Here is a 23,046-nt window from a genome sequence, read left to right on the forward strand (position 1 = left end):
AAAAAACGGCGTATCTTTGCACCCGAAACAACGCGGGATAGAGCAGTAGGCAGCTCGTCGGGCTCATAACCCGAAGGTCACAGGTTCGAGTCCTGTTCCCGCTACAGAGAATAACCCATCAAAATTTTGATGGGTTTTTTGTTTTTTATTACCTATCTCAGCCCTTGCAAACGTTGAGATTAAAGCAAAAACTAGGTTCACTTTTTTAGTTAGATACTGCCTGTTTTCAGCCCTAATTGACAAGCCTTCTGGAAATACCAATTTTTGAATCCTAATTTTACTATTAATATCTCCTTCTTTCCAGTATTTATTGATATTCGTAACTTTTTCTACTACCTTATCAATGTGTCTGCTGTGGTTAGATATTTTTTTTGAAGTCATATGAATCTGGCTTTCAATCATCTTTAATTCGGTCTCAAATTCAAGTGCATATCTGTTGTACTTTTCATTGCCAAAATTCGGATTATCGAAGTAGCGTTTATCCAAATTCTCAATTTTAGCTTCCACCTCTTTTTTCCTTGACTGCAAACTTTTCATTTCATCTTGAGCCTCTGCGTTTACTTCATCAAAGAATTTATTGAGCTGTATTTTGAAAGGTTCTTTAAATCGCGGTTGTAATGAATAATTGGACAGAAAACGTTCAAAAGACTCATTGAGTCCTTCCGTTTTTGCTTTCTTGGTAGTAAGTGCATTAAAACTTGCATTTTTACATTTCTGGCACTTGTAATAGTGTGCTTTCTTTTCTCGAACCTCATAGCTTGTCAAAAGGCATCCGTACTCACATCTTAAAAATCCTGTCAGGGGTCTGAACTCATTGATTTTAGTTTTGGAATATTCCTTAACCGCAATTTTATTGCCCTCAGAAAGCATATTGTCAATTTTCAGGAAATCTTCCTCACTGACTAGTCCCTCCCAATTTCCTTTTACTGGCTCTTCAAGGAGTGCATTGACCGATATTCCGCAGTAAAATGGATTGCGCCACATAGAACTTATCCCTTGTTTGGAAATAATCAGATTCAGTTTTTCAAGTTTCTCTCTGATTACAAAATCCCTTTCCCCTGCCAGCTTCCATTTCCAAGCCTTTTTTAAAATTTCTCCTTCATGATTGATGGTAATAGACTGCGTATCCTGCATCAAAGCATAGTCTCCTACTTTTCTTCCACGCATAGTATAGCCTCTGGGAGCTTTGCCAAGCCAGTTTCCTGATCTAAGCAGTGCCTTCATCCCAGGAATTGTTTTTTCCAATCTGTCCATGTTCTCTCTTCTGGCATCTAGGAGCTTTCCGTAAATATCCAGCTTGCTGTACTCATCATTAGTGCAGAGTCCTGATGATGTTTCAATCAAATGGACACCCAGCTTATCCACCAGTTCTTGCACAATAGTAATCGCATTTCCTCCAGTTCTGGAGAATCTGCTGATAAATTTGATGGCAATTGCGAAAGGTTTCTGCTTGGCGCTTTTAACCTCATCCAATAGCTTTGTAAATTCTTTGCGTGTGAAATCCCCAGAAGCACTTTCATAAGTACCTCCCAGTATATTTTTAAGAGTATAGCCATTCTTTGAGGCAAACTGAACTATTTCACTGCGCTGTTCTTCCAGACTGTTATTAACCAGCTGGAGTTTAGAGCTTACCCTTGTGTAGCCCCAGATTTCTTTTACCTCAATTTTTTGAGCAAATTTTTCTTTTTGAAATTTTTTAAAACTTTCAATACTCATGTTTTTAATTTTAATAATTATAAACTATTACCGCTAATTGAAAAAGGCTTTCAATTATTTCCTGTCCTTCCGATTCTGATACTGTTTCAAAACCTTTACAGCTTCTTAATTCTTCAAGAGTTAACTTTGCCTGATTGTGTTGGGCTTTTACTTTTTGATCGCTGAAACCGCTTTCTTTTTGATCTAGTCTTAAACCAAGATTTTCAGCTTTCGGCTTTATTAAGTTTCTGCCTGCTGTATTTTTTCCTGTACTCTTTTCTTTATTTCCCATCCTGAACCTCCAGCTTTAAAAAGCGAAAGACCATTTTAACAGTCTTTGCCACTTATACATTATTACACTTATGTAATAAATTTAAAAATGCATCTGTGAAGTAATTCCGGTAAGGGTACTGCGTGGATATTCTTTGTCTTTTAATGTCTTAATATTCAAAACAAAATTACCAGCGAACAACCTATACAATAAATTAAAAAGTGATAGTACAACATAACCAAAATGTATCTTTTAATAAATAGTAATTTATAAAATCTTACAGATGTATCATATCAATTCTTTGTATATGGTACATTGAAAATCATGTTTCACACATTGGAAGTGAATCAGCATTCGTACAGACTTACTGCCCTTACAGTTTCCCCTTTTATCAAGAATCTTTTTTCAGGTGCTTTTCTTCAAATTCCTCTGTAAGCTGTATTATCTTTTGACATAAAAAAGCAAATTCTGCGGTCTGCTTTTCCAGTTTGTACAAAAATGCCGAAGCCTTCCTTTCTGAAAATTTTTGATACAAAATCTTTACAACCTGATTGTAATTAACCCCAACAGCCCTAAACTGGCTGTAAAAAGTAGTCAGGCGCATATAATAATCCATCGTCGCTTTATCAATCTTGACCGTTTTGATTCCTTTTTGGAAAACACATGCTGTGATAAAGTGCGCCATGACATTCATTCCTGATGTTTCAAAAAGAGTCAGGAAACGGACATTTTCTTCAGCAGTAAGACTAATTGAATAACGGTGGACTGCGGGATCAATTTTGATAGGTCTGCCTCCTTTATGCGGGTTCTTTTTTTGTTCATTTTCCATGACTTCAATTAATGGTTTTACTTAAAACCAATATATTTTATAATCAGTATTTATTCCATTATTTGGAAGTACTGAAAAGTGTTTGGAAGCATCTGGCTTAGTTGCTTCAAATACACAGTCTTTAAACCTTTAAGACAGGACATCTTCTGCCAAGTAAAGCCACATCTTAAAAAAACAACTAGAGAGGAGATATGGAAAAAGGACTACCTATTATTAAATTATTTTCTGAGCATACTTATTCTTTCAAAAAATATTAAAATCTATAATCAATTTTGAAAAGAATATAGCGAGGCAGAATCCTGTATTCTGTTTTTGAAGTAAGGACATCACTTATGTAAGTCTGCCTAAAGGTTTTAGTATTAAATAAGTTGTTAGCTGATAATGATAAAGAAACTTTGTCTTTCTTTAATTTATAGTTTGAACTAATATCAAGAAAGTAATATTTATTATCTTGAACATTTAAATTACCAAAATAATATCTTTCCGCCTGAATTTCAGCATTAAAATCTTTTGTAAAACTAAGCAAAAGATCAAAAAAAGTAAGGTTATCAGTATTCTTATTGACAATTGATGTTGTAATTTTATTTATTGTCCATTTACTTCCGATGTGATAATTCAAAAAACCTTTAAAATTTGATCTCATTTGAATCCCGGGTACTAGTACTTCAGATTTTACTTCCCTTAATTCACTGTTATTTACAATGTTTTTATAATTACTTTTGGAATAATTGGCGTCAATTTTTAAATTAGATTTAATACTGCTAAAAAAATAACTTATATCAGCATCTGCCCTAAACATAGACCTGTTTTTAATTATGATTTTCTCTAACTTTGAATAACTGGGTTGTATCTCCGAATTAGTGGAGAAAAAGTCAAAATTTTTATAGTAATAAATAGAAGCATTTGATGAAAATTTACTTTCCCAATTTCCCAGTCCATATCTAACAAACAATACTTGTGACTGTAGCTGATTAAATTGGCCTGTTCCTTTTTGAAAGCTTTTATAACTTGTCAGTACATATCCATTATATACATCTAAAATTTTGGAATTTGTTGTATTATAAGAAAATGAAGTACTGACTTTATTATTTTTATTGATCTCCCAGCTTAAAACAAAAGAGGGGTTAATAAAGAAATTATTATTATTTTGATCGATTTCAGAAGTCTTGAGATCAGAAAACAGCTGATGTAATTCCACCTTGGCTTCAATAACAAATTTTCTAAAAAAATAATTATATTTTGATTTGAAATAAAGATCTTGTGTGCCGAATTTTATTTGATTTGAATAATCGGCAGGAGAAGCAATAGTATTATTGTTCTCTAAGAATTCTAATTTCGAATTAAAATAATCCCTTCTATTTTCATACCCTGCTTTAAATTCTAAAAGGTTTCCTTTTTCTTTTTTATCAAAGAAATGAGTTTCAAAACCAAAAAAATTCATCTGATCATTACTGTTCTGAGCTAAATTATCAGCATTAGTGCCATCTGGCAATAAATCTTCAAAAAGAAAAACGTTGTTGTAATAATTTTGAGGCGTCTTTTCACTTATCAGTCTTCCGGTAAAAATTAAAACTTTATTGCTTTTAAATCTATTGGTATACACTGCCTTTTGATCTATAAATTCTGTTTCCTCATGAAGCTTTTCTCTGGATTTTTCTTCATTAAAGATTAAATTTGTATGTGTATTTCTTATTTCTGAACTGTATTTAGATATGTATTCAAAGGATTCATTATTAGAAATATCATAGTTGAAATTTATTTTGCCAAAACCAATTTTTTTCTTCTTATTTAAATTGTAATCCTCAAAATTACTAAACATGGTATTTTCAAAAGAATATTCATCTATTGCTTTTCGGTAAAAATCATTTTTATCAGAATTAAAAAAACCGATTATTTTTAATTTTATTTTAGAAGTAATTGTGAAAATAGAATTTAGAGATACTAGCTCTGCGTTATTAAAGTTGGTTCTTTCCTCTTTGAGATTAGGTTTTGAACTGTCAAGACTTAGCAGTGTTTCAGAATTTTCATCATCTCCAATACTACTTATTCCATCTGAATTAACTGGTCTTATTATATAATCTATATCCCCGACAGCATCAACTCCTACATTATTAAGATTTCCCAATAAATAGAATTTCGCTTTTTTGTCAAAAGACATCAAATTAGTTCTCACATCATACCTGTTTTCTGAAGCTACACCATAGCCCACACTCATGTTTCCGAACCATTGAGATTTTATATCGTCTTTTAAAGTAAGATTAATGGCGACTTTATCACTATTCTCAATATTTTTCAACAGTCGATTATTAGAATATCTTTTGTAAATTTCGATTTTATCAACGGTTGACGCGTTCAGATTTTTGGTCAAAAGTTTATACCCATGCTCAAAAAAATCATCGCCAGCTATCATTACCTTTTCAACTTCTTTATTACCAACTTTAATCGTTCCATTTTCTGAAATATTAAGTCCCGGTATTTTTCGTAATAAGTCTTCAACAACAGTTTCGTTTCCCTGTGCAAATGCTTTTGCATTAATTACTATTGTATCACTTTTAACTGTAATTGGTTTTTCAGTCTTAATAACAACTTCATCCAGAAAAGTTGTTTCATCTTGAAGAATTGCATTTTGAACATATTTTTTACCCGTTTCGACGGAAATTTGAAATAAAGCCTCCTTATATAATAATGCTGTAAAACTGATTTCGTAACTACCCGGCTCTTCGATATTCAGAACGTAACTTCCATCTTTAGATGTCCTAGTATAAGCCTTGATAGAATTACTGCTTTTTAATTTAATAAATACGTTAGTAAAAGAAATGGGATTGGAATCCTTATCGCGGACAACTCCAGTGACAGAAGTTTGAGAATATAGAGAACTAGTTGTTATAATTTGTGCCAGCAAAAAAAAAATAATCGGAATGTGTTTTATACTCAAAATTTCTATTTATTTTTCTTTTCAGCTTCCCATTCATAAACCAGCTCTACGCTTGTTCTGTTATCTGTTCCTTTTTCCATTGTTGTCCCGCGTGGCATTACTTTCATAATACGGGCATACATGATTTGTTTTTGTTTTTCTATCTCTTCAACAAAATCTTTTAAAGTTATATCTTTAGCATTTTGCTTATCCAAAACGGTCAAATCAGCGTTATTAGTCAAAGGATAAGAAATTTTTGATACCGTCCAGTGATAATTATTATTTGTATCGTAAATCTCAAGAATCAGCCCAGGGAGACCGTAAAATTTCCAAGGCCCGAATGGCACAGCAATATATGGGGTGTACCATGCAATATAGTTACGTCCTCTGAAACTCAAAAAAGCTTTACTGCAGATAAAAGTATCAATTTTCTTTACCTCATTATCTTTTGAAAGTTTCCAATCCATAACTGGAAGTGGCTCGGTTATCTTGAAGTTTTTGTTTTTTATATTATCAATAGCAATAACCCTGTTGTTAACTAAATCAACTGATTCATAGGTATCAATTTCTTTTTCTGTAACGTTAATTGAATTGGTATTTTCATCGGTTTGAATTCCTGCTTTTGCATTATTTGCATAAGTTTTGGAAAGGGATGTGTTTTTAGCGCAGATGGTAACGACTTTTTTTTGCACATAATTTTCATTAGACGCATTTAGGTTATATTCGATCACTACATTTTTAACCTGAGCATTGGCTGAAAACACGAAAAGTAAGATTATTGCAAGAGCAAAATTTTTCATTTTTATTTTTTTAGAAAATACGATTTAGAAATATTTCTAAATCGTATTTTGAGATTCTGTTTTTTCTAATTTCCTTCTGTACCAAATTCAGGCTCTTCTGGGATAAAACGGATAGGCGCTTCCTCCAGAGGATCTATAGGATAAGCCATTGGTGCTTCCTGAAGAACTGCTAAAAGTTCTCTCATCATTTGATTGCATCCGCTTTGAGATCTAACATTAGGAAAACTCCATGTATTGGAGTAACTACCATGACTATCATGCCATGCGATATAAACTGAACAGCCGTAAGCCACCGCAAAGCCATTTTCAAAATACTGAATTTCAGCACCGCTATTCTTTGCGATCTTGTTAAGATCTAAAGATTCATTTGCAAATGCTCCAATAGCAAACATTGACATACACAATGTTAAAAATAAATTTTTCATAAATAAGATTTTAATTAAATGATTAGAAATACATAGCTCTTCAAAAAATTCAAAAGCGCTTTTGAATATTTTAGAGTGTAGTAAATAGGTCACAAATAAACAATATTATTATTTTTCAAAAAATGTGCAAATCACATAATACTAAAAATTTTAACAATAAAATTATCACATAGTGAGTATAAAAAAAAGTTACTGTCCTCTCTTGTTTTAATAAGCTATTTCTGTTAAATATAATTGATCTTTTTTGTTTTTATAATTTATGAAATTGAATAAAAGAATACGAGCCTTAAGAATAGAAAAAAAATTATCCCAAAGCTATATTGCTCATGAGCTAAGCTTGGAACAATCTCAATACTGCAGAAGAGAAAAAGGCGAAATACATTTTTCACCTGACGAAATCGTAAAAATTTCCAAGTTATTGGACACTAATATCGCATTGCTTTTTGGAGAAGAAACAAATAAATCTAACAATTTAGATCAAGAAAGTATAAAATACGTTACAGTACCTAAGCTGTTTATTGACCAATATGAACTTCGTATTAAAGAAAAGGATGATCTGATCAAATTGCTCAGAGGAGAAAGTGATAAAATATAAATATATTTTCAATTCAAAATAATCTTTAAAAATTAGATTTTTTCAATACTCCTGTTTTTAATTTTAAAATTATAAACTATTACTGTTAATTGAAAAGGCTTTAAATTATGTCGTTTCCTTCTGATTTTAATACTGTTTCAAAACCTTTACCCCCCTTAATTATTCAAGAGTTAATTTAATCTAATGCTGTGGGTTTTTTACTTTTTGATCGAAAAAACTGTTTTCTCTTTTGTTCTGGTTTTAAATTAAGATTTTCAGATATATTAAGTCTTTGCCGGCTGTATTTTTTTCTGTACTATTTTCTTGATTTCCCAAACTACACCTACAGCTTTAAAAAGTGAAAAGCCATTTTTACAGTCTTTTCATACTATACATTATTACACGCATAGACTTTTTTCTGAAGGATTCAATCCACGATTTTCCCATTCTTCGCTTGAGAATTTTTCAATGCTTTTTAATTTTTCTAATGCTAAAATTGTATTATTCACTATTGTTTCTTTAAGGTAACTGCTAACTTGTTTATGCCTATTACAAACCACACAAAGCCAACCAAATTCGGGTAGATATTTGTGATAAATTTCACACATTATTTATTTTCAAATATATAATTTTTTCACTACAAACTATCAAATACACTTTTAATCTGATTGATGCTTTTTTGGCACTTATATGAGCGGAAATGCAAACAAAAAGCAGAGAAATGTTTCTCGCTATTAAAACAAGGCTTTAGCCCATTTTGTCAAATATCTCTTTGCTCACACTAGCTGTAGAGAAAGTATAGAAACAAATAAGTCCTAAAAGTGATTTTAATCGAAATCTCGTTTACTTTTGCCAAATGTTAGAAATTCTTTACCAGGACGAATATATTATAGCAATTAATAAACCAAGCGGATTATTGGTTCACAAGTCATTTTATGCGCGCGATGCAAAAGTGTATGCTATTCAGGAATTGAGAAATCAAATAGGGCAACATGTTTATCCCGTTCATCGGTTAGATCGCAAAACATCTGGTGTCTTGTTATTTGCATTGGATAAGGAAGTTTTGAAAATTATGAATGATCGTTTTGCCACACGCGAAGTCGAAAAAAAATATTTAGCAATTTTACGGGGCTGGTCGCCCGAAGAACAAACGATTGATTATGATTTAACCAATGATGATAACGTTACACAAAATGCAATAACATACTTTCATCGTTTGCAAAATGCCGAAGTTGAGTTAGAATTTAACAACAAGCCCACGTCACGATATTGTTTGGTAGAGGCGATTCCTGAAACGGGACGTATGCATCAATTACGAAAACATTTTAAACATATTTTTCATCCTATTTTAGGAAGTCGGCCACATGGTTGCAACAAACAAAATAAATTATGGCTGGAGAATTATGACCTGAAAGGAATGATGCTTCACGCACATCAGTTAATTTTTAATCATCCAATAAAAAATGAACAGCTCATCCTGAATGCCAGGATTAATGAAGAGTTTAGCAGGGTTGGTACTATTCTTAATCTGGATTTGAGTAAGTATAAATAGAATAACAATTTTGAAATTTAAGATGTGTATGCTAAAATACTGCAGCTATTTCAATGCTTGGCGCTATTGATACAAAGCTTCAGAGAAATCTGGAGCTTTTTTCGCTTATATCCATTTACAAAACAATCTCTGATTCAGGTGCGAATTCAGGAAACAATCGTACAGCTTGCATGAGAGCTTTTTGGGGCGAAACATTTTAGTTAATCATTTCTTAATCCTTTAAGGAAGTAATTAGTATTACTATAAATTCGTCTTGTCAATTCGTATGAAATAAGTTATGTTTAAAAAAATGACTGATTATCATGATATCCCAGAACAAATCTTAGAAGCAACTTTTATATTAAAAAATTGATTTATACAACACTTTTAAATATTGCGATTTTTCAAGGTATAGTCTTGGGCTTAATTATTTTAAGGTCTTCCTTATTCAATAGTAATTCAAATAAATATCTGGCGTATTTACTATTTACACTTTCAATTATTTTACTTACTCAGGTTTTTCAGATTGAAGATGCATATACTTCCTATCCTCTTCTACACATTATTGACAATGTCGTATGGCCATTTCTGTTACCTGCTTTTCTATTTCTGTTTATTATAAACCGGATTGATGATTCTGTTAAAAACAAACAAAAAATTTATTTGTGTTTTATTCCCTTTGTCTATTCCGCTGTCCTTAATATTATAAACGACCTTGATCATGTTGCAGGACTTTATGCTATTCCTAAATTAGGTACAGCTATAATCACAATACTTGGTCTTATTCAACTTTTTTTAGCCGTTACATTTATACCCTCCCTGCTGCTTTACTCTTATTTTATTATAAGACATTTAAAAGATTCACAAGAAAAAAAATGGATCATTACCTTATTAACAATTGTTTCTTCTTTGTTATTTGCCTGGCTTATTACTTGTCTGGCTGGCCTATTTCTTGAATATGACATTTCTTCTACTTTGAGTGCTCTCGCTTTATCAGCAACATTCATAATTCATTGGACAGCTTACATAGGTATTTACAAATACAAACTGGCCAAAGACAAAGATGCTGTCTACAATTTTCTAAATAATGACTTCGCTATTTCCTATAGCAATCTACAAATTGTAGAAAATAGCAGACCCGAAGAATACAGGGAAGCAATCACGGCTGATAATCTTTATTTTCAAAAACTGGAACTTCTTTGCAAAGATCAGCACATTTATACTGACAGTACTTTAAACAGAGAAAAGGTTGCCGAAAAACTAGGTATAAGCCCAGGATATGTTTCACAAATTATAAACACGATAACAGGAGATAACTTTGCTCATTACATCAATCAATATCGGGTTGAAGCTGTCAAGGAAATGATCTCAAATTCTGAATATGGCAACTATAATTTGTTGACGATGGGATTAGAATCCGGGTTTACGTCTAAAACGACTTTTTACAAAGCTTTTAAAAAAGTTACTGGTCAGACACCCAATGAATATAAAAACACCAGCAAATAAGTACCATTTTATACATTCCTAAGCTTTTGAAACCTTTTCTAGTTTTTCTTCTGCGAATTTTGGATTCAAATAATTCAAATCACTTTTTATGAAAAAAAACTTTTTACTACTTATCGTTTTGTTTGCCTTTTATTCTGCTCATGCTCAAAATGAAACTGATCCTTATCAGAAAAATAATGAAATTAAATTAAATGCAATTGCTCCTTTATGGCAATCTTTTCAGGTTGGTTACGAAAGGCATTTAAATCATAATTCGTCATTAGGACTTTCTTTTTATTATGTGTTTGACAATACAAAGAATGAAGAAGATTTAAATTATTCCGTATCTCCGTATTACAGAAGATATTTTGGTAAAAAATATGCATCAGGCTGGTTTGTTGAAGGATTTGGAATGCTGACTTCTATAGATGGCAAAAAAATATACGCTTCAGAAGATCATTCAATATATACCGAAAATCCCGACGTTATTGATTTTGCTCTCGGTGCAGGCGGAGGCTGGAAGTGGGTCAGTAAAAGCGGATTTCTTTTTGAAGCAAATGTTGGTTATGGCGGTCTATTATTTAATGCAAATAAAACAGACCACACTATTGTTGCAAAATTTGGATTGAGCGCTGGATATAGATTTTAATAAACTGATAAAATAAATATTAGTTTGCGAAATTAATTTCACGTAATGAATTTGTGTCAATTAGTGAAATTCGTGTTCAAAATTGATTTATAATATTTGTTTACAAACGGTAGGCCACTAAGATAAAGCTTTAGAGAAATCCAGAGCTTTTTTATTTTGGACTCCCCTGAAACAACTTTGCGTTTACGAGCGGGACACTCACGCCCAATATCACCTTAAGGAGATTTCCATGATTTGTTGCAAAATAAATCTCTCCTAAAATTGTAAATTTTTTTTATTTCAGGCAGATTTAGGAGATCAGGCAGATTTTTCTAATTTTTTTAATCCTTTAATCTGTGGCTTTGAGAAAAAAAAGATAAGTAAATAAGTGCCAATTTATCCATTTTTAAGCTTTTGAAACCTTTTCTAGTTTTTCTTATGTGAATTTTGCATTCAAATAATTCAAATCACATTTTATGAAAAATTTTTTATTACTAGCTGTTCTTACAGTTTTAGGATTCGCAAATGTCAATGCCCAAAAAATTAAATTTGGTGCTAAAGGAGGTTTAAACTTTGCAAATGTCAGCGGAGATAATACCAAAGGTCTTGATGTCGTAACATCATTTAATTTTGGTGTTGTATCAGAAATTCCAATCTCAGATAAATTTTCTTTTCAACCTGAATTAATGTATTCCGGTCAGGGATATAGTTTCAATGACAATACCGTTGCTTTAAATTATCTGAACATTCCTTTAATGGGAAAATATTATGTAACAAAAGGATTAAGTGTGGAAGCCGGACCGCAAATAGGTTTTTTACTTTCTGCTAAAAATGAGAAGACAGATGTAAAAGATGCTTTTAATACTTTTGATTTTGGTATTAATTTTGGCTTAGGCTATAAACTTGACAACGGACTTAATTTTGGGGTACGATACAATCTGGGATTAACTGATATTAATAATGTGGATAATTCTTCCATTAAAAATAAAAACGGAGTATTTCAAGTATCTGTTGGTTATTTCTTCTTCTAGAACTTAATAATTGTATGGCTTTTATCCCTAAGACTGCCTAGGAATATAGCCGCCTTTTTTACCGGTGTGATTTGTACTCGTTTTACCTATTACAGATTTTTTAAACAGATTGGATCAAAATTAAAAGAGGTAAACAATGTAACAAAAGCTTCAGAGAAATCTGGAGCTTTTCGTTTTTATAATTCCCCTTATTACTGATAAACACTGATACCTGACTAACAATATAAAACCTGGCTATTTGACATTTTTTATGTTGGACCAATAGTAAATACAATACGAGCACTATAATTAGCAACCGGAATTATAACAGACACACCGCGTATTCGAAGGTTTAAGCCAATATTAGTTACTGTTGCTAATGATAAAACAGCAGTTACTCTAAATAACTCCGCATCACTCGTTAGAACTTCCTGATATGGCGCTGATTGATCTGGTACCATGCTACAAAGCACGCATAAACCTGATCCATTATTCAGTTTTCTTACATCAATTTTCAGAGAATTATTCCATGTAGGATTGGGTTCATATCTGACTGAAACCTTTCCTGTGCCTAAAAGAAGTGGTACTGCCAAACTTAAATTAATTTGAGAAGAGCTGCTTTCATAAGTTCCCACATAATCAGATCCCGCTTCTGTAATTGTTGGGATAACAGGAGTCCAATCTGTACCTCCTACCGTAATCGTTTGAGATTGGGCAACTACGCACACAAATAACGCACCAACTAAAGACAATAATCTTATAGATGTATTTATTCGATTTCTTATACTAGATTGTTTCACCATCTTTTTAGTTACTAATAGTATAGGTTATAGTAATTATTTTATTAGTAGTTTGTACTAATTTCTTATAATCATCCATTTCAAGAGAAATATTTAATAAGTGTCCGTTATTGATACCATTTCCCGTAAAAGCACCGCCAATACCTGTTATAATTGTTGTAGGCACGGTGGTTAGTGTAACTTTACCCACAGGAATCCCTCGTGTACCTCCCCCACTACCGCTGGCAGCAGCGGCCTGAAGCTTTACGAATAATCCGGTGAACGTCTGATCAATTTGGGCAGAAACAGATCTTGCGGGCGTTGTTGTTTTTATAGCAGACGTATAGTTTAACCATTTTGTAGTATTAACAGCAGGAATGGTTAATGGGCGACCAGCCTCTGTGGGTGCCAAAAAGCTAAAAGAAATAGCCGTCATAGCAGGTTCTACATCAAGTAATGCAACTTCAGAAAGATTCACATTAATATTGCGACTTCCTGTTGTTTGTGCCGAAAGAAACAAACTACCAGAAAAAAAAAGGAATACTCCTAAAACAAATTGAATCGAATTAAAAATCATTTTTTTTCTTTTGAAGTGTTAAAACCTACTCTCATTGGTTTTTGCAAATATTTTATTTCTTTTTCCGTTTTACTAATCTTAACCTGAACTTGTTGATCTTCATCCGGGTTAAGTGTTAAGTTTATATCATCTGTCTGAATTTTATATTTACTGTTTAATCCGTTGCGATATACTTTTAATTTCCAATCACCGGGTCTTAGATAGGTAAAATCAAAAGGTTTGGTAATATCACATATTTTTCTAAAAACCTGGCTATCTGATATCACTTCAACAATAACACTTTGGTCTTTGCTATCAGCATCTTTTTCGTCAAGCAGTATCATTCCTTTTATACCGGAAGCTTTTGTAATACCAAAATTGAAATAATTTCCTCCTTCGGTTATGGTAACTTTAGCCGGAATGTCAATATCGGTAATATCCTGCACACCTAATGTTCCTTCTTCTATTTCAAGAAAATAAATATCAGGTTTCACATTTTTAAACAAAAAATGACCATTTTCATCCGTAATAGCTGAATAGGGACCTAAATGAAGTTTTATATCCTTTATTTGTGCACTCCCTAAATTAGTGATATTTCCTTCAAAAAAACCATACTCTTTGATTTTTTTTATAGGCGCATTAATGTCCAGAACATAACGTACTGAAAATGCAAAATCCTTATTCTCAATCTGATGCTGCGCTAAAGCATATCGGGAAAGTATATTTATTTGTTGATTTGGTGCTACTCTGTAATTTAATGCCAGCTCCAACAGATTTCTGTCTGTATAATAATCCTCCAGATAATAGGTGTTTTGATAAAATAAACTGGCATCCCATCTGTTGTAAATATGAGCATTGACACGCCCTCCATATAAAAACAGCTTCTCATCCTTTGTCGCATATCGATTTACGGTCGAATAACTACCATAAAGACTTATAGAATTTCCTTTGTTGTTATAACTAACATTGGCAGTATATAGTGATGATGCGCCTTTTGAATTAATCAAAAAATTAGTCGTTTCTGCTAAATACATTTGAAGATTGATCGAAAATTTATAAATATCCTGAGACAATTCAATACGGCTAAACATTTCTTTATAAAAAAACTGTTTATGTTCCATTCTGTCTTCATATTCCTGAGTTCCGCTAAAGAACGAAATCGCACCTCTTTTTAAATAATTATAACGTATCCCTACCTGAAAAGCTTCTCTGTATGGCGCGGCTCCATACAGAGTATCTCTTTCAAAGTTTCTTGCATCCTTTTGATAGTTAGACGAAAGGCTCAGTTTGGGTAAAATTCGGTAATTAATATTAGCCGTAAAAAACTGGGTATTGGTATAATAACCTGAAAAATGAGGCGATGCATATATATAGCTCGCATTGACATCCAGATCTTTAAAATAAGTTTGTGTTTGTAGCTGCCATGCATTTCCTTGTGCTACATTATTACTGCTTAAAGCATATTCTCCTTGTACAGCAACTCTCTTAAAAACATTTCCCTCGCCTGCAACATAGTGTAGATGATCGTCCTGATTGTTCTCTTTTCGTTTCAATAAATATCCGTAGCGTATATTATTTTTGGCATTAAAATTTACCTTGGCATAAACACTGATTTCATCTTTAATATCTTTAAAAAAACGGGGTTTATTATAAAAACCTCCAACTTCTAACTTGTCGAATTTTTGCCTTAATTCTACACCTCTCCCATATCTTGAAAACTCTGTCAAAAATGACGAAGAAAAGGTCTTATCGCCCAAATGAGCATAAAAATTAGTCGATTTATAATTTATAAAATATTCTTCGTACTGAGAAAAGGACGTTAATCCGAAACGGTCCGGACCGATAGCCCTAAATTCAAGTAATTTAGAATTTTCTTCATTTAGAGCTCCTCTTCCATAAATTTCTCCCTGAAATCCGCTGTCAAAATCATTTCGCTCTTGTCTCCCAATATAGGTTGCCGCTATTCTAATAGGAAACCGAAGCCAGACATCTTCATTTACCGGAAAAACAGGAATAACATTTGTTATCTGGGAGGCAAAAACAGGTTGAACAGAGTCGTTTTTGACAGAAGCTGTAAGTTTAATTAAATTTTGTGAAGGTTTAGGCTGTTCAAGTTCAGTAGATTGATATGCATTTATTAGGACAGACTTTCCCGGTAATATCAAAATAGGATTATCACCTTTTATAAAAGTTCGGGCAGAGGTTTCGATAAAAATATTTTCTTTGACGTTTCCCTCATTTTTCAGCATAAAAAAATTATTGATAGTGTCTCCTGCTTTTACGTAGCTTGATGCCGAAATAAGTTCTAATGTTATTCGTTGCAACTGACTGACCGTTAGTACAAAATCCTGAGAGTGCAAAATATTATTTGTCTTGTCCTTAATAACTAAATTTATTTTGTCTTTGCCTTTTGATGAATTAATGGGTACCTGAATAGCAACTAAATATATTTTGGTCTCGTTTGCTGCTAAAGTAAGATCATAAGGTGCAGCAGCCAAAACCCAACCTTCAGGAAGTGTATTCGTTACCGTGACTAAAAAATCCTTGGGAAATGGATTCGTAATTTTAAAAACCAACGTTTGTACCTTTCCCGGAGTAATAAACTCATTCTGATTTACTAAATCGACCGCGAGTTTTTGTGCCTGAGAAAAGTACGGAATAATAAAAAATAATATAATTATTCTTTTATTCATTTATTCATTGGGTATATTTAATTCGATATTTATTCCAAAAACGTGGTCCTCTGCACTACTTGCAAGTATTGAAGCATTATAATTGCCAACAGGAACTGAACTTAAATCTATAGTAAATAGTTTAGAATTATTGGGTAGTAAACTCTGTATATCGCTCTTGAATTTTCCTTTATTACTGCCGTCTTTGCTGTCAAATATCTCAATGGTGGCTTCAACGATATGAAATATTTCCCCATTATTTGAAATTGTAAGTTCTAAAACATGCTTTCCTTCAATTTTCTTTAAATTGATGGCATCAAAAGTCATTAAAGCCTTCGCAGGTTTTTCATTTGTGGTCACCATCTGAATGCTATAACGAATGAGCGTTTTTAACTGAATACCGTTTTTGACATCATTTGGTACAACATCATCTACAGGTTCAACCATAACTACGCTCCAAAAGCTGCCGGCAGGGGTATTTTCAGGAATAGTGATTTCATAAGACACATCAGTCTTACTCCTGCCCTCTATTTTTAATAAATTGGTACTTAATTTAATCCATTTTAAATTGCTCCTTTTATTCTTTCCGTAATCTTCATAAAATGAAGTCCCCGTAGCATTATAGCTATAATCTTGTTGATACAATTTTACATTTTGAGCAATATCAGAAGTGTTTTGAATAGTGATAATTCCTTTTTGCAATATTCCTTCTTTTAGTTTGTAACTATGTGTTAAACCATTGGTTATAACAATGCTTGCGAATACATTAGTATACGCAAAGAAAACTGCAATAAAAAAGAGTGTTTTTTTTAAAGTCATCGCTTAGCAGGTAGGTTGAAATAGGTAGACAGAAGTAGATAGTTAAACAAAAATAGTGTCTCCTGATTTTATGTAAGCGACACTATTTTTGTTTAAATATCTTTGAAAAAATATGGGTTTTAGTTTTCACTAATGGTATAAGTAACTATCACTGAAGGTGTAGATGCAAACAAACCTGTGTAATTAGTCGCGTTTAATGAATAGGTTAAATTGTGTCCGTTGGCGGCACCATCTCCTGTATAAGAAGCTCCAATTGCTGATATAATTTGTTGATCAGCCGCGGTAAGTGTTATCGCGCTTCCGGCACTAGTTCCCAGTGTTCCGCCGCCATTTGTTCCGGTAGCTGTAGCTGCCAGAACCCTTACATCTAAACCAGGTACAACTGCATCCATTTTAACAGATACTTTGGCCGTTTTTGTGCTTGTTGTTGGAATATAAGAATAATTAAGCCATAAACTAGCATTGTTTGCAGGAGCTACAATGGGCAAACCCGCTTCTATAGGAGCAGTAAAAGCCATCGTAATGTTTTTGGCCAGAGCTGGTTCGATATCCACAATGGCTACTGTAGGAATTGTAATTCCTATCGTGTGAAAATCAGTCCTAGTGTCTTGGGCATAGACTTTTCCAAAAACAGCTAGTAAAAATAAAGCAGATAAAATTTTGTAGGTTTTCATAGGATATGTTTTAGATTTTATATAAAAGTATACAATATTCACATATCCCTAACTTAAATCTTACAATTTTAACAAACTTATTATTCAACACTACTTGTGGGGTTATATTTACATACTATTTAACATTATTCTTTAGGCATTATGTTTCCTGAGTTTGCCCATATCATCAGAGACAATGAGTATCAATGAAATAACTTCCCTTTTTTTCAAAAGATTATCGCTATTTCCTGAAGTATTAAATTTAAGATAGAAATACAACAATTATATGCATATCCTGCGATAATCTGGTTAGATTTCCGGCATTCCTCCTACTTTTTATAAGTTGCTTTTGGGGGAGCAGGGATACTTATTTACTGCTTTGTCATGACATAATCTTTATATTCAAGATTGGGAGCGGGAGGTGTTATATCGCCTTTCTTTAAAATTATAGTCGAACCTCTATCAAAAACAGAAACTTTAATCGCCGGTAAGTTATTTTACTGTTGTTTTTTAGATCCCAGACCAATAATTCTGTGTGCTTTTTTATCTGCAAAGCTAAGTCTTTGCGCAGAGCAACTTATTGATATAATGATTAATAATTTGATACAGATAAACTTTTCCATGATTGTATTTTTGATTACAACTTCTAAAGTCGAAAGACTTCACAGCCAAGAAAGACGACTTGTTAGTCGCATTACTTTGTTGGAATTGATTCTAATTTTCCATTCTTATATACATAAAAGCTTGTATAAGCATCAGAAAAATCTTTTTTATCGTTACTTTCTTTAGCTGTAAATTTTACATCAATTAAATCTCTAAAAGCAGATTTGTCATTAGAATAAAAAAAGACAGTTATTTTATCTGCATAGGTTTTTCCAATATAGTCCTCATTTTTAAGTTTTTTGGAGGAATAAAGCCCTACGCGAATTTCATTATTATCATTCCAAAAAGCTACCGAAACCGTATTGTCTGTATTTCTTCCTGTATGATATTTTGCATTTTCGTTAAATTTCAGGATTTCAGTTTTTAAATCTGAATTTTTTATTACAATATTATCTTCTCCAGCATTCCCTTTATCACAAGAGTAGCTTATAATTATAAAAAACAAAGCAATTATTTTTCTCATATTATTTGTTTTTTTTGATTCAAAATCAATCCCTTTTAATGGCTATCTGCTGCAGTGATTTCCCTCTTTATAAAATCTATTATAATTCAAATCGAGATTATTTTGTTTTATTCCACTTCTTCTCCAATCCAAAAAATTTTATCACGTACCAATGGAAAATTCCAATCTTCTGCATAAATATTTTCCAATTCTGCAGACCAACCATCTACAGTAGAAGTTTTTCCATCAATTTTGCTGGTCGCGATATATTTCCCGGTAATGAAGTTAAAAGATTTTGTGATGCTTTTTGTCTCTTTCTGATAAGATACGTCATATCCAATTACCTGAATTTTATGGTTTTGATTATTAAATCTTAATCTTATTTTTTCGACCAGATCTTTCTTTTCTCCAGAGATATTCGGGATCGATTCCTGATCAGCATATTGTATGGTTACTATGCATATCTTTTTTTCGTTTATTGTAAAGAATGTATAATAAGCCGATTCTTTATTATTATACAGAACGCTATTATTTAGCAGATTAATTTTGACTTCTTTCTTTTGCGAAGACAAATAAACCGAAAGTACACTCTGCGCTATTTCATCTTCATTGAATAAGATATTAAAATTATCAACTAAACTATCATCATCAAATTTTACTGATAAACTTCCTGCAAGTTCTTCCTCCTGTTCTTTTGTCCATTCTTCTGCTTTCTCTTTTATTTGATGTGAATCCTTAATCTTTTTTCCAGTTTTATTTTCGCAAGATTGCAAGGAGAATATTAATATAAAAAGTGCAAATAATTTATTCATTTCAATTCGGTTTAATCTTTAAATTCAGCTCCGGTTGCGAAGGCCAAAAACAATAAAATAAAAGGCAGCAATAGCATTAATAAAATAATTACAGAAAATATGATTACTTTTTTCTTACTTGTTGCTTTAGATCGAATCAAGACTCCAACTGTAATTACAATTATTAAAAGTCCAATTAGGTATCCCATTTTTATTATTCTTATTTCTTACTGCACATTTGTAAGATATGCTGTTCAAATATATTGTTTTTTTCATATAAACAATAGCAAGGATCGTGGTTTTCTACACTATTAAAAATCAACAATATACTTCTGAATATCCAGTATAATTTTGTTGGATTTTTAAACAAAGCTTCAAAAAAATCCAAAGCTTTTTGTTTATATTTACTCTTTATATAAACAAATTTAATTCATCATAATCACTACCAAAACAACCTGTTAATCAAAAATCTATGAATAAAACCCTCATAATAGCATCCTTATTTTTAGTCTTATCAGGATGTCAAAACAAATCTAAAACTGAAAATCTGGACCTAACGTCAATAGAAATAGGAGAACTGGATGACTCAAATCCAGCGCTCTTTTCGATTAAGCTCAATACAATTTATGGCGAAAATGGATTAGAAGATTATTCTCCGGGTGCTGATGAAGTTTCGGGAAAAATAGTAAAACAATTAGATGCTGCAGACGGAAGCGAGTACTATTTAGTAAAACTGGATAAAACTCTCGACTATAAAGAAAGAGATAAAAAACCTCAATTAAAAACTGATTATCTTATCGTAGGCGGAAGGTTTAAGGAACAGCCTCTGCAAAAAGGCGCTAATAAAACGGTTGTAAATGTTGCAATTGTAAAAGATGAAACTTTGATCAATGAGCCTAAACTGGACTTTAAAAAAGCCATTTTTGCGGGAATGGGAGAAGCTACCGAAATTCCGTAAAACTGAATATAAAGACACCTATAAAACTTATCGTGCAGAGACCAATATTGTAAATCAATTATAAACACGAATTGCACTAATTTGCACAAATTTTAATTACGTTAACTAAGTTTGTGAAATCAATTTCACAAAAAATTAATGCCAAATAATGAAACTTGTGCTTGTCTCGTAATTATGTCCATAGGTAGCTCCAGATTTCTCCGGAGCTTTTTTTATTCAATTATTTTATAGTCCTTTTTTATAAAAACTATAAGGAATCTGCACTAACCAATTCACTAATTTCAGTTAGAAGCTCGAATTCATTTATAGGAAACATTTGAAGTACCACCTCTAAAATAAGGGCCACATTAATCGATGGGTTTTCGACTTTTTCTGAAGTCCTTTGCGTTTCCTTATTCAGTGCCAAATACATAATTTGAGCATATCTGTTATGGTACAGCCAAGCTCATAATAATTGACAAACTTGATTTCAGCACTACAATCTGTTTTATTATCTGCTTCTTTGGAAATATCTAAATACTTATTCACTAGTTTTCTAAGATATTCTACGTTTTTAATTTCTTTTGCTTCCATTAGTTTCTTCCCAATTAAATTACAATTATGATAATTCAAATGTGAGACTATTTTTACGTAATTCGGTTATCATTTACGATAACACACAAAAAACTATTTAAAATCTGATATTGCTTTTAGAAAAAAGAAACGCATCATATCTACGATTCAAAAGAATAAAAAAACGCGCAAAAAAAACTTTTATGCAACTTCTACCAGAATTCTTCGAAGACTGAAAACAATTAATCAATAACATATATTATAAATTACTTTTAAACCCTTCCACCACATTCCCATGCTAATGATAATATGTATCTTTTTCATGAATATTAAAAATTGTCTGGCCTTTTCTCTTAATTATGGTATCTCTTATCAAAATAAGATTCAGGACATCCACCTATCGTTAGTTTGAACTAATTAGATAAACTCCATAACTTTTAAAACCAAATTTAATCCAAATTCTGTCGTACAAATGATTTACTATCTAAAACATTAATCATGACACTCGGCTATTGGATTGTTTTTAACCCTAAATACTTTTCTATTATTTATTCTTTTTCAGCACTTTAGCAACTACAATTCACCTACCGTTATCACTGAAAAAACCTCATATTAATTAAATGCTATATTTTCCAGCAACTGCGTTTATGTTCTTAAATGTTTTTATAAATTTGCGATCTTGTAATGAAACCCATTATTTTTAATTTAAAATTATGACTTTCACATAAATACCACACAAGTTATCTTACAACCTATATTCAAAAACAAATACTACAACAATAACTAAATCCAATGCTTAAAAAAAACAAATCCCAAATTTTATTTTTTATTCTTTTAAACCTATTTTTTTCGATCAATTCCTTTTCTCAAAAAAACCTTTACGTAGGAATTGAAATCGGACGAAGAGCAATAAAAACTTCTGTTCTTGAGGTTAATAACATCAAAAAAGCAGACTATAAGATTCTTTATTTCTCGAATGACAGAATTGATCTTGCCCAACACATTACTGATAACGGCGAGCTTACTCAGGACGATATCAACAAAACAAGTATCATCATTTTTGATCAATTAAAGAAAGTAAGAAAGCAGTTTAAACTTCTTGAAGAAAACATTTTTATAGTTGCCGCTCCGGTTTTTGAATCTGCGCGCAACATCGATGTTTTAAAGAATAAAGTTTCGACCCTGACCAGCAAAAATTTTGACATTATAGATATCGACGAAGAAGCTAAAATGCTTGTTAAAGGTGCTATACCTCCTGTTGATTATTCTAATGCATTATTGCTTGATATTGGTGCAAAAACGACAAAAGGCGGTTATATTGATGACCTTGACAGCAAATTAGAATTTGTACCTCTTGAACTTGATTTTGGTACGATGTCGCTTACTGATGCAGTCAAAAAAACGGTTGTAAATCAAAATCAGGTCAATGATATGTCTACATTTCAGGAAAAATCCTTTGATTTTAATACTGTTCTTCGCAAAAGAATAAAAGAAATGCTTGATGCAAATCCTCAAATTCTAAAGAAAGAAAAAATCTACTTATCCGGTGGTGCCGTATGGGCTTTTGCAACGCTATACTATAACGAAAACCTTAAGGATCACTACATTCCTTTGACTTTAGAAGATGTTATGTATTATGATGCAATCCTTAAAAACAATTTCAACAAGTATAGTAACCTTGCGAAAACTAATAAAGAAGCTGAAAGAGTTTTTAATGTTTACGACCAGAAATACCTTATTTCTGCAAATAACATATTGGCAATGTTCCTTGAAAGTATTCCAAATTTGGAAACTAAAAAAATATATTTTGTAAAAGACGGACAGGTAACCTGGCTGATCTCTCACATTGCAGATCGTTCTAAAAAAGTAAACACTAACTTTTAGAATATCCTTTATCATTCTTACGGAACCTGTCTGGTTTCATTATTACGGAATTATATATGTACCAAAGCTTCAGAGAAATCTGGAGCTTTTTTTATGCCGGATAAATTATGGAGAT

General features: G+C 31.9%; 22 protein-coding genes and 1 tRNA gene. 8 read left to right on the plus strand and 15 right to left on the minus strand.

The window, feature by feature from the left end; translation table 11 throughout:
• The first annotated feature begins 31 nt into the window (after positions 1–31).
• Positions 32–104, plus strand: a tRNA-Met gene (locus NJT12_RS05850).
• Here NJT12_RS05850 and NJT12_RS25115 read toward each other — a convergent pair.
• The 6 genes from NJT12_RS25115 to NJT12_RS05875 form a co-directional block, all read right to left on the minus strand.
• Entirely contained in the window at positions 64–1,716 is a 1,653-nt protein-coding gene (locus NJT12_RS25115; RefSeq protein WP_414655382.1) for a recombinase family protein, read from the minus strand. The two genes, NJT12_RS05850 and NJT12_RS25115, sit on opposite strands and share 41 nt — an antisense overlap.
• A 10-nt stretch (positions 1,717–1,726) precedes the next feature.
• Complete coding sequence (locus NJT12_RS05855) at positions 1,727–1,987, minus strand: hypothetical protein (protein WP_271334949.1); 261 nt, start codon at positions 1,985–1,987, stop codon at positions 1,727–1,729.
• 370 nt (positions 1,988–2,357) lie between these two features.
• Complete coding sequence (gene mobA / locus NJT12_RS05860) at positions 2,358–2,795, minus strand: conjugal transfer protein MobA (protein WP_271334950.1); 438 nt, start codon at positions 2,793–2,795, stop codon at positions 2,358–2,360.
• Positions 2,796–3,048: 253 nt separating this feature from the next.
• The gene (locus NJT12_RS05865) at positions 3,049–5,730 is read right to left on the minus strand and encodes a carboxypeptidase regulatory-like domain-containing protein (RefSeq protein WP_271334951.1); all 2,682 of its coding nucleotides are present in this window, start codon (positions 5,728–5,730) and stop codon (positions 3,049–3,051) included.
• A 5-nt stretch (positions 5,731–5,735) separates the two neighbouring features.
• Positions 5,736–6,509 (minus strand): GLPGLI family protein, encoded by a 774-nt coding sequence (locus tag NJT12_RS05870; protein WP_271334952.1) that lies wholly within the window; start codon positions 6,507–6,509, stop codon positions 5,736–5,738.
• 65 nt (positions 6,510–6,574) lie between these two features.
• Positions 6,575–6,907 (minus strand): hypothetical protein, encoded by a 333-nt coding sequence (locus NJT12_RS05875; RefSeq protein ID WP_271334953.1) that lies wholly within the window; start codon positions 6,905–6,907, stop codon positions 6,575–6,577.
• Positions 6,908–7,193: 286 nt separating this feature from the next.
• On the opposite strand from NJT12_RS05875, the gene NJT12_RS05880 reads away from it, so the two are divergent.
• The 5 genes from NJT12_RS05880 (at position 7,194) to NJT12_RS05900 (ending at position 12,183) form a co-directional block, all read left to right on the plus strand.
• Positions 7,194–7,529, plus strand: a complete 336-nt coding sequence (locus NJT12_RS05880; protein ID WP_271334954.1) for a helix-turn-helix domain-containing protein — start codon at positions 7,194–7,196, stop codon at positions 7,527–7,529.
• An 835-nt stretch (positions 7,530–8,364) separates the two neighbouring features.
• A complete protein-coding gene (locus NJT12_RS05885; protein ID WP_271334955.1) occupies positions 8,365–9,060 on the plus strand; it encodes a pseudouridine synthase in 696 nt (231 codons plus the stop codon).
• Positions 9,061–9,408: 348 nt separating this feature from the next.
• Positions 9,409–10,545, plus strand: coding sequence for a helix-turn-helix domain-containing protein (locus NJT12_RS05890; protein WP_271334956.1), 1,137 nt, complete (start codon positions 9,409–9,411; stop codon positions 10,543–10,545).
• Between the two features lie 88 nt (positions 10,546–10,633).
• Positions 10,634–11,173, plus strand: coding sequence for a DUF3575 domain-containing protein (locus tag NJT12_RS05895; protein ID WP_271334957.1), 540 nt, complete (start codon positions 10,634–10,636; stop codon positions 11,171–11,173).
• 455 nt (positions 11,174–11,628) lie between these two features.
• Positions 11,629–12,183, plus strand: coding sequence for a porin family protein (locus NJT12_RS05900; RefSeq protein WP_271334958.1), 555 nt, complete (start codon positions 11,629–11,631; stop codon positions 12,181–12,183).
• A 248-nt stretch (positions 12,184–12,431) separates the two neighbouring features.
• Here the strand turns inward: NJT12_RS05900 and NJT12_RS05905 are convergent, their stop codons facing one another.
• The 8 genes from NJT12_RS05905 to NJT12_RS05940 all read right to left on the minus strand — a co-directional run bounded on the left by NJT12_RS05905 (position 12,432) and on the right by NJT12_RS05940 (position 19,746).
• Positions 12,432–12,965 (minus strand): hypothetical protein, encoded by a 534-nt coding sequence (locus NJT12_RS05905; RefSeq protein WP_271334959.1) that lies wholly within the window; start codon positions 12,963–12,965, stop codon positions 12,432–12,434.
• 4 nt (positions 12,966–12,969) lie between these two features.
• On the minus strand, positions 12,970–13,518 hold the full coding sequence (locus NJT12_RS05910) for a hypothetical protein (protein WP_271334960.1): 549 nt from the start codon (positions 13,516–13,518) through the stop codon (positions 12,970–12,972).
• The gene (locus NJT12_RS05915) at positions 13,515–16,190 is read right to left on the minus strand and encodes a TonB-dependent receptor (RefSeq protein ID WP_271334961.1); all 2,676 of its coding nucleotides are present in this window, start codon (positions 16,188–16,190) and stop codon (positions 13,515–13,517) included. Before NJT12_RS05915 ends, NJT12_RS05910 begins: the two co-directional genes overlap by 4 nt.
• Positions 16,191–16,988, minus strand: coding sequence for a hypothetical protein (locus tag NJT12_RS05920; protein ID WP_271334962.1), 798 nt, complete (start codon positions 16,986–16,988; stop codon positions 16,191–16,193).
• Positions 16,989–17,107: 119 nt separating this feature from the next.
• Complete coding sequence (locus tag NJT12_RS05925) at positions 17,108–17,662, minus strand: hypothetical protein (RefSeq protein WP_271334963.1); 555 nt, start codon at positions 17,660–17,662, stop codon at positions 17,108–17,110.
• Positions 17,663–18,335: 673 nt separating this feature from the next.
• A complete protein-coding gene (locus NJT12_RS05930; protein ID WP_271334964.1) occupies positions 18,336–18,767 on the minus strand; it encodes a hypothetical protein in 432 nt (143 codons plus the stop codon).
• A gap of 107 nt (positions 18,768–18,874) precedes the next feature.
• Positions 18,875–19,558, minus strand: a complete 684-nt coding sequence (locus NJT12_RS05935) for a hypothetical protein (RefSeq protein ID WP_271334965.1) — start codon at positions 19,556–19,558, stop codon at positions 18,875–18,877.
• Between the two features lie 11 nt (positions 19,559–19,569).
• Positions 19,570–19,746: a hypothetical protein gene (locus NJT12_RS05940; RefSeq protein WP_271334966.1), complete on the minus strand. Its 177-nt coding sequence runs from the start codon at positions 19,744–19,746 to the stop codon at positions 19,570–19,572.
• A gap of 263 nt (positions 19,747–20,009) precedes the next feature.
• Between NJT12_RS05940 and NJT12_RS05945 the strand changes: the two genes are divergently transcribed.
• Positions 20,010–20,495, plus strand: a complete 486-nt coding sequence (locus NJT12_RS05945; protein ID WP_271334967.1) for a hypothetical protein — start codon at positions 20,010–20,012, stop codon at positions 20,493–20,495.
• Positions 20,496–20,891: 396 nt separating this feature from the next.
• On the opposite strand, the gene NJT12_RS05950 is transcribed toward NJT12_RS05945, so the two are convergent.
• Positions 20,892–21,068: a hypothetical protein gene (locus NJT12_RS05950; protein ID WP_271334968.1), complete on the minus strand. Its 177-nt coding sequence runs from the start codon at positions 21,066–21,068 to the stop codon at positions 20,892–20,894.
• Between the two features lie 771 nt (positions 21,069–21,839).
• Here NJT12_RS05950 and NJT12_RS05955 point away from each other — a divergent pair.
• Positions 21,840–22,931, plus strand: coding sequence for a Ppx/GppA phosphatase family protein (locus NJT12_RS05955; RefSeq protein ID WP_271334969.1), 1,092 nt, complete (start codon positions 21,840–21,842; stop codon positions 22,929–22,931).
• The last annotated feature ends 115 nt before the right edge of the window (positions 22,932–23,046 follow it).

Origin of the sequence: Flavobacterium azizsancarii (assembly GCF_027980145.1) — a bacterium.
Taxonomy (GTDB): Bacteria; Bacteroidota; Bacteroidia; order Flavobacteriales; family Flavobacteriaceae; genus Flavobacterium; species Flavobacterium azizsancarii.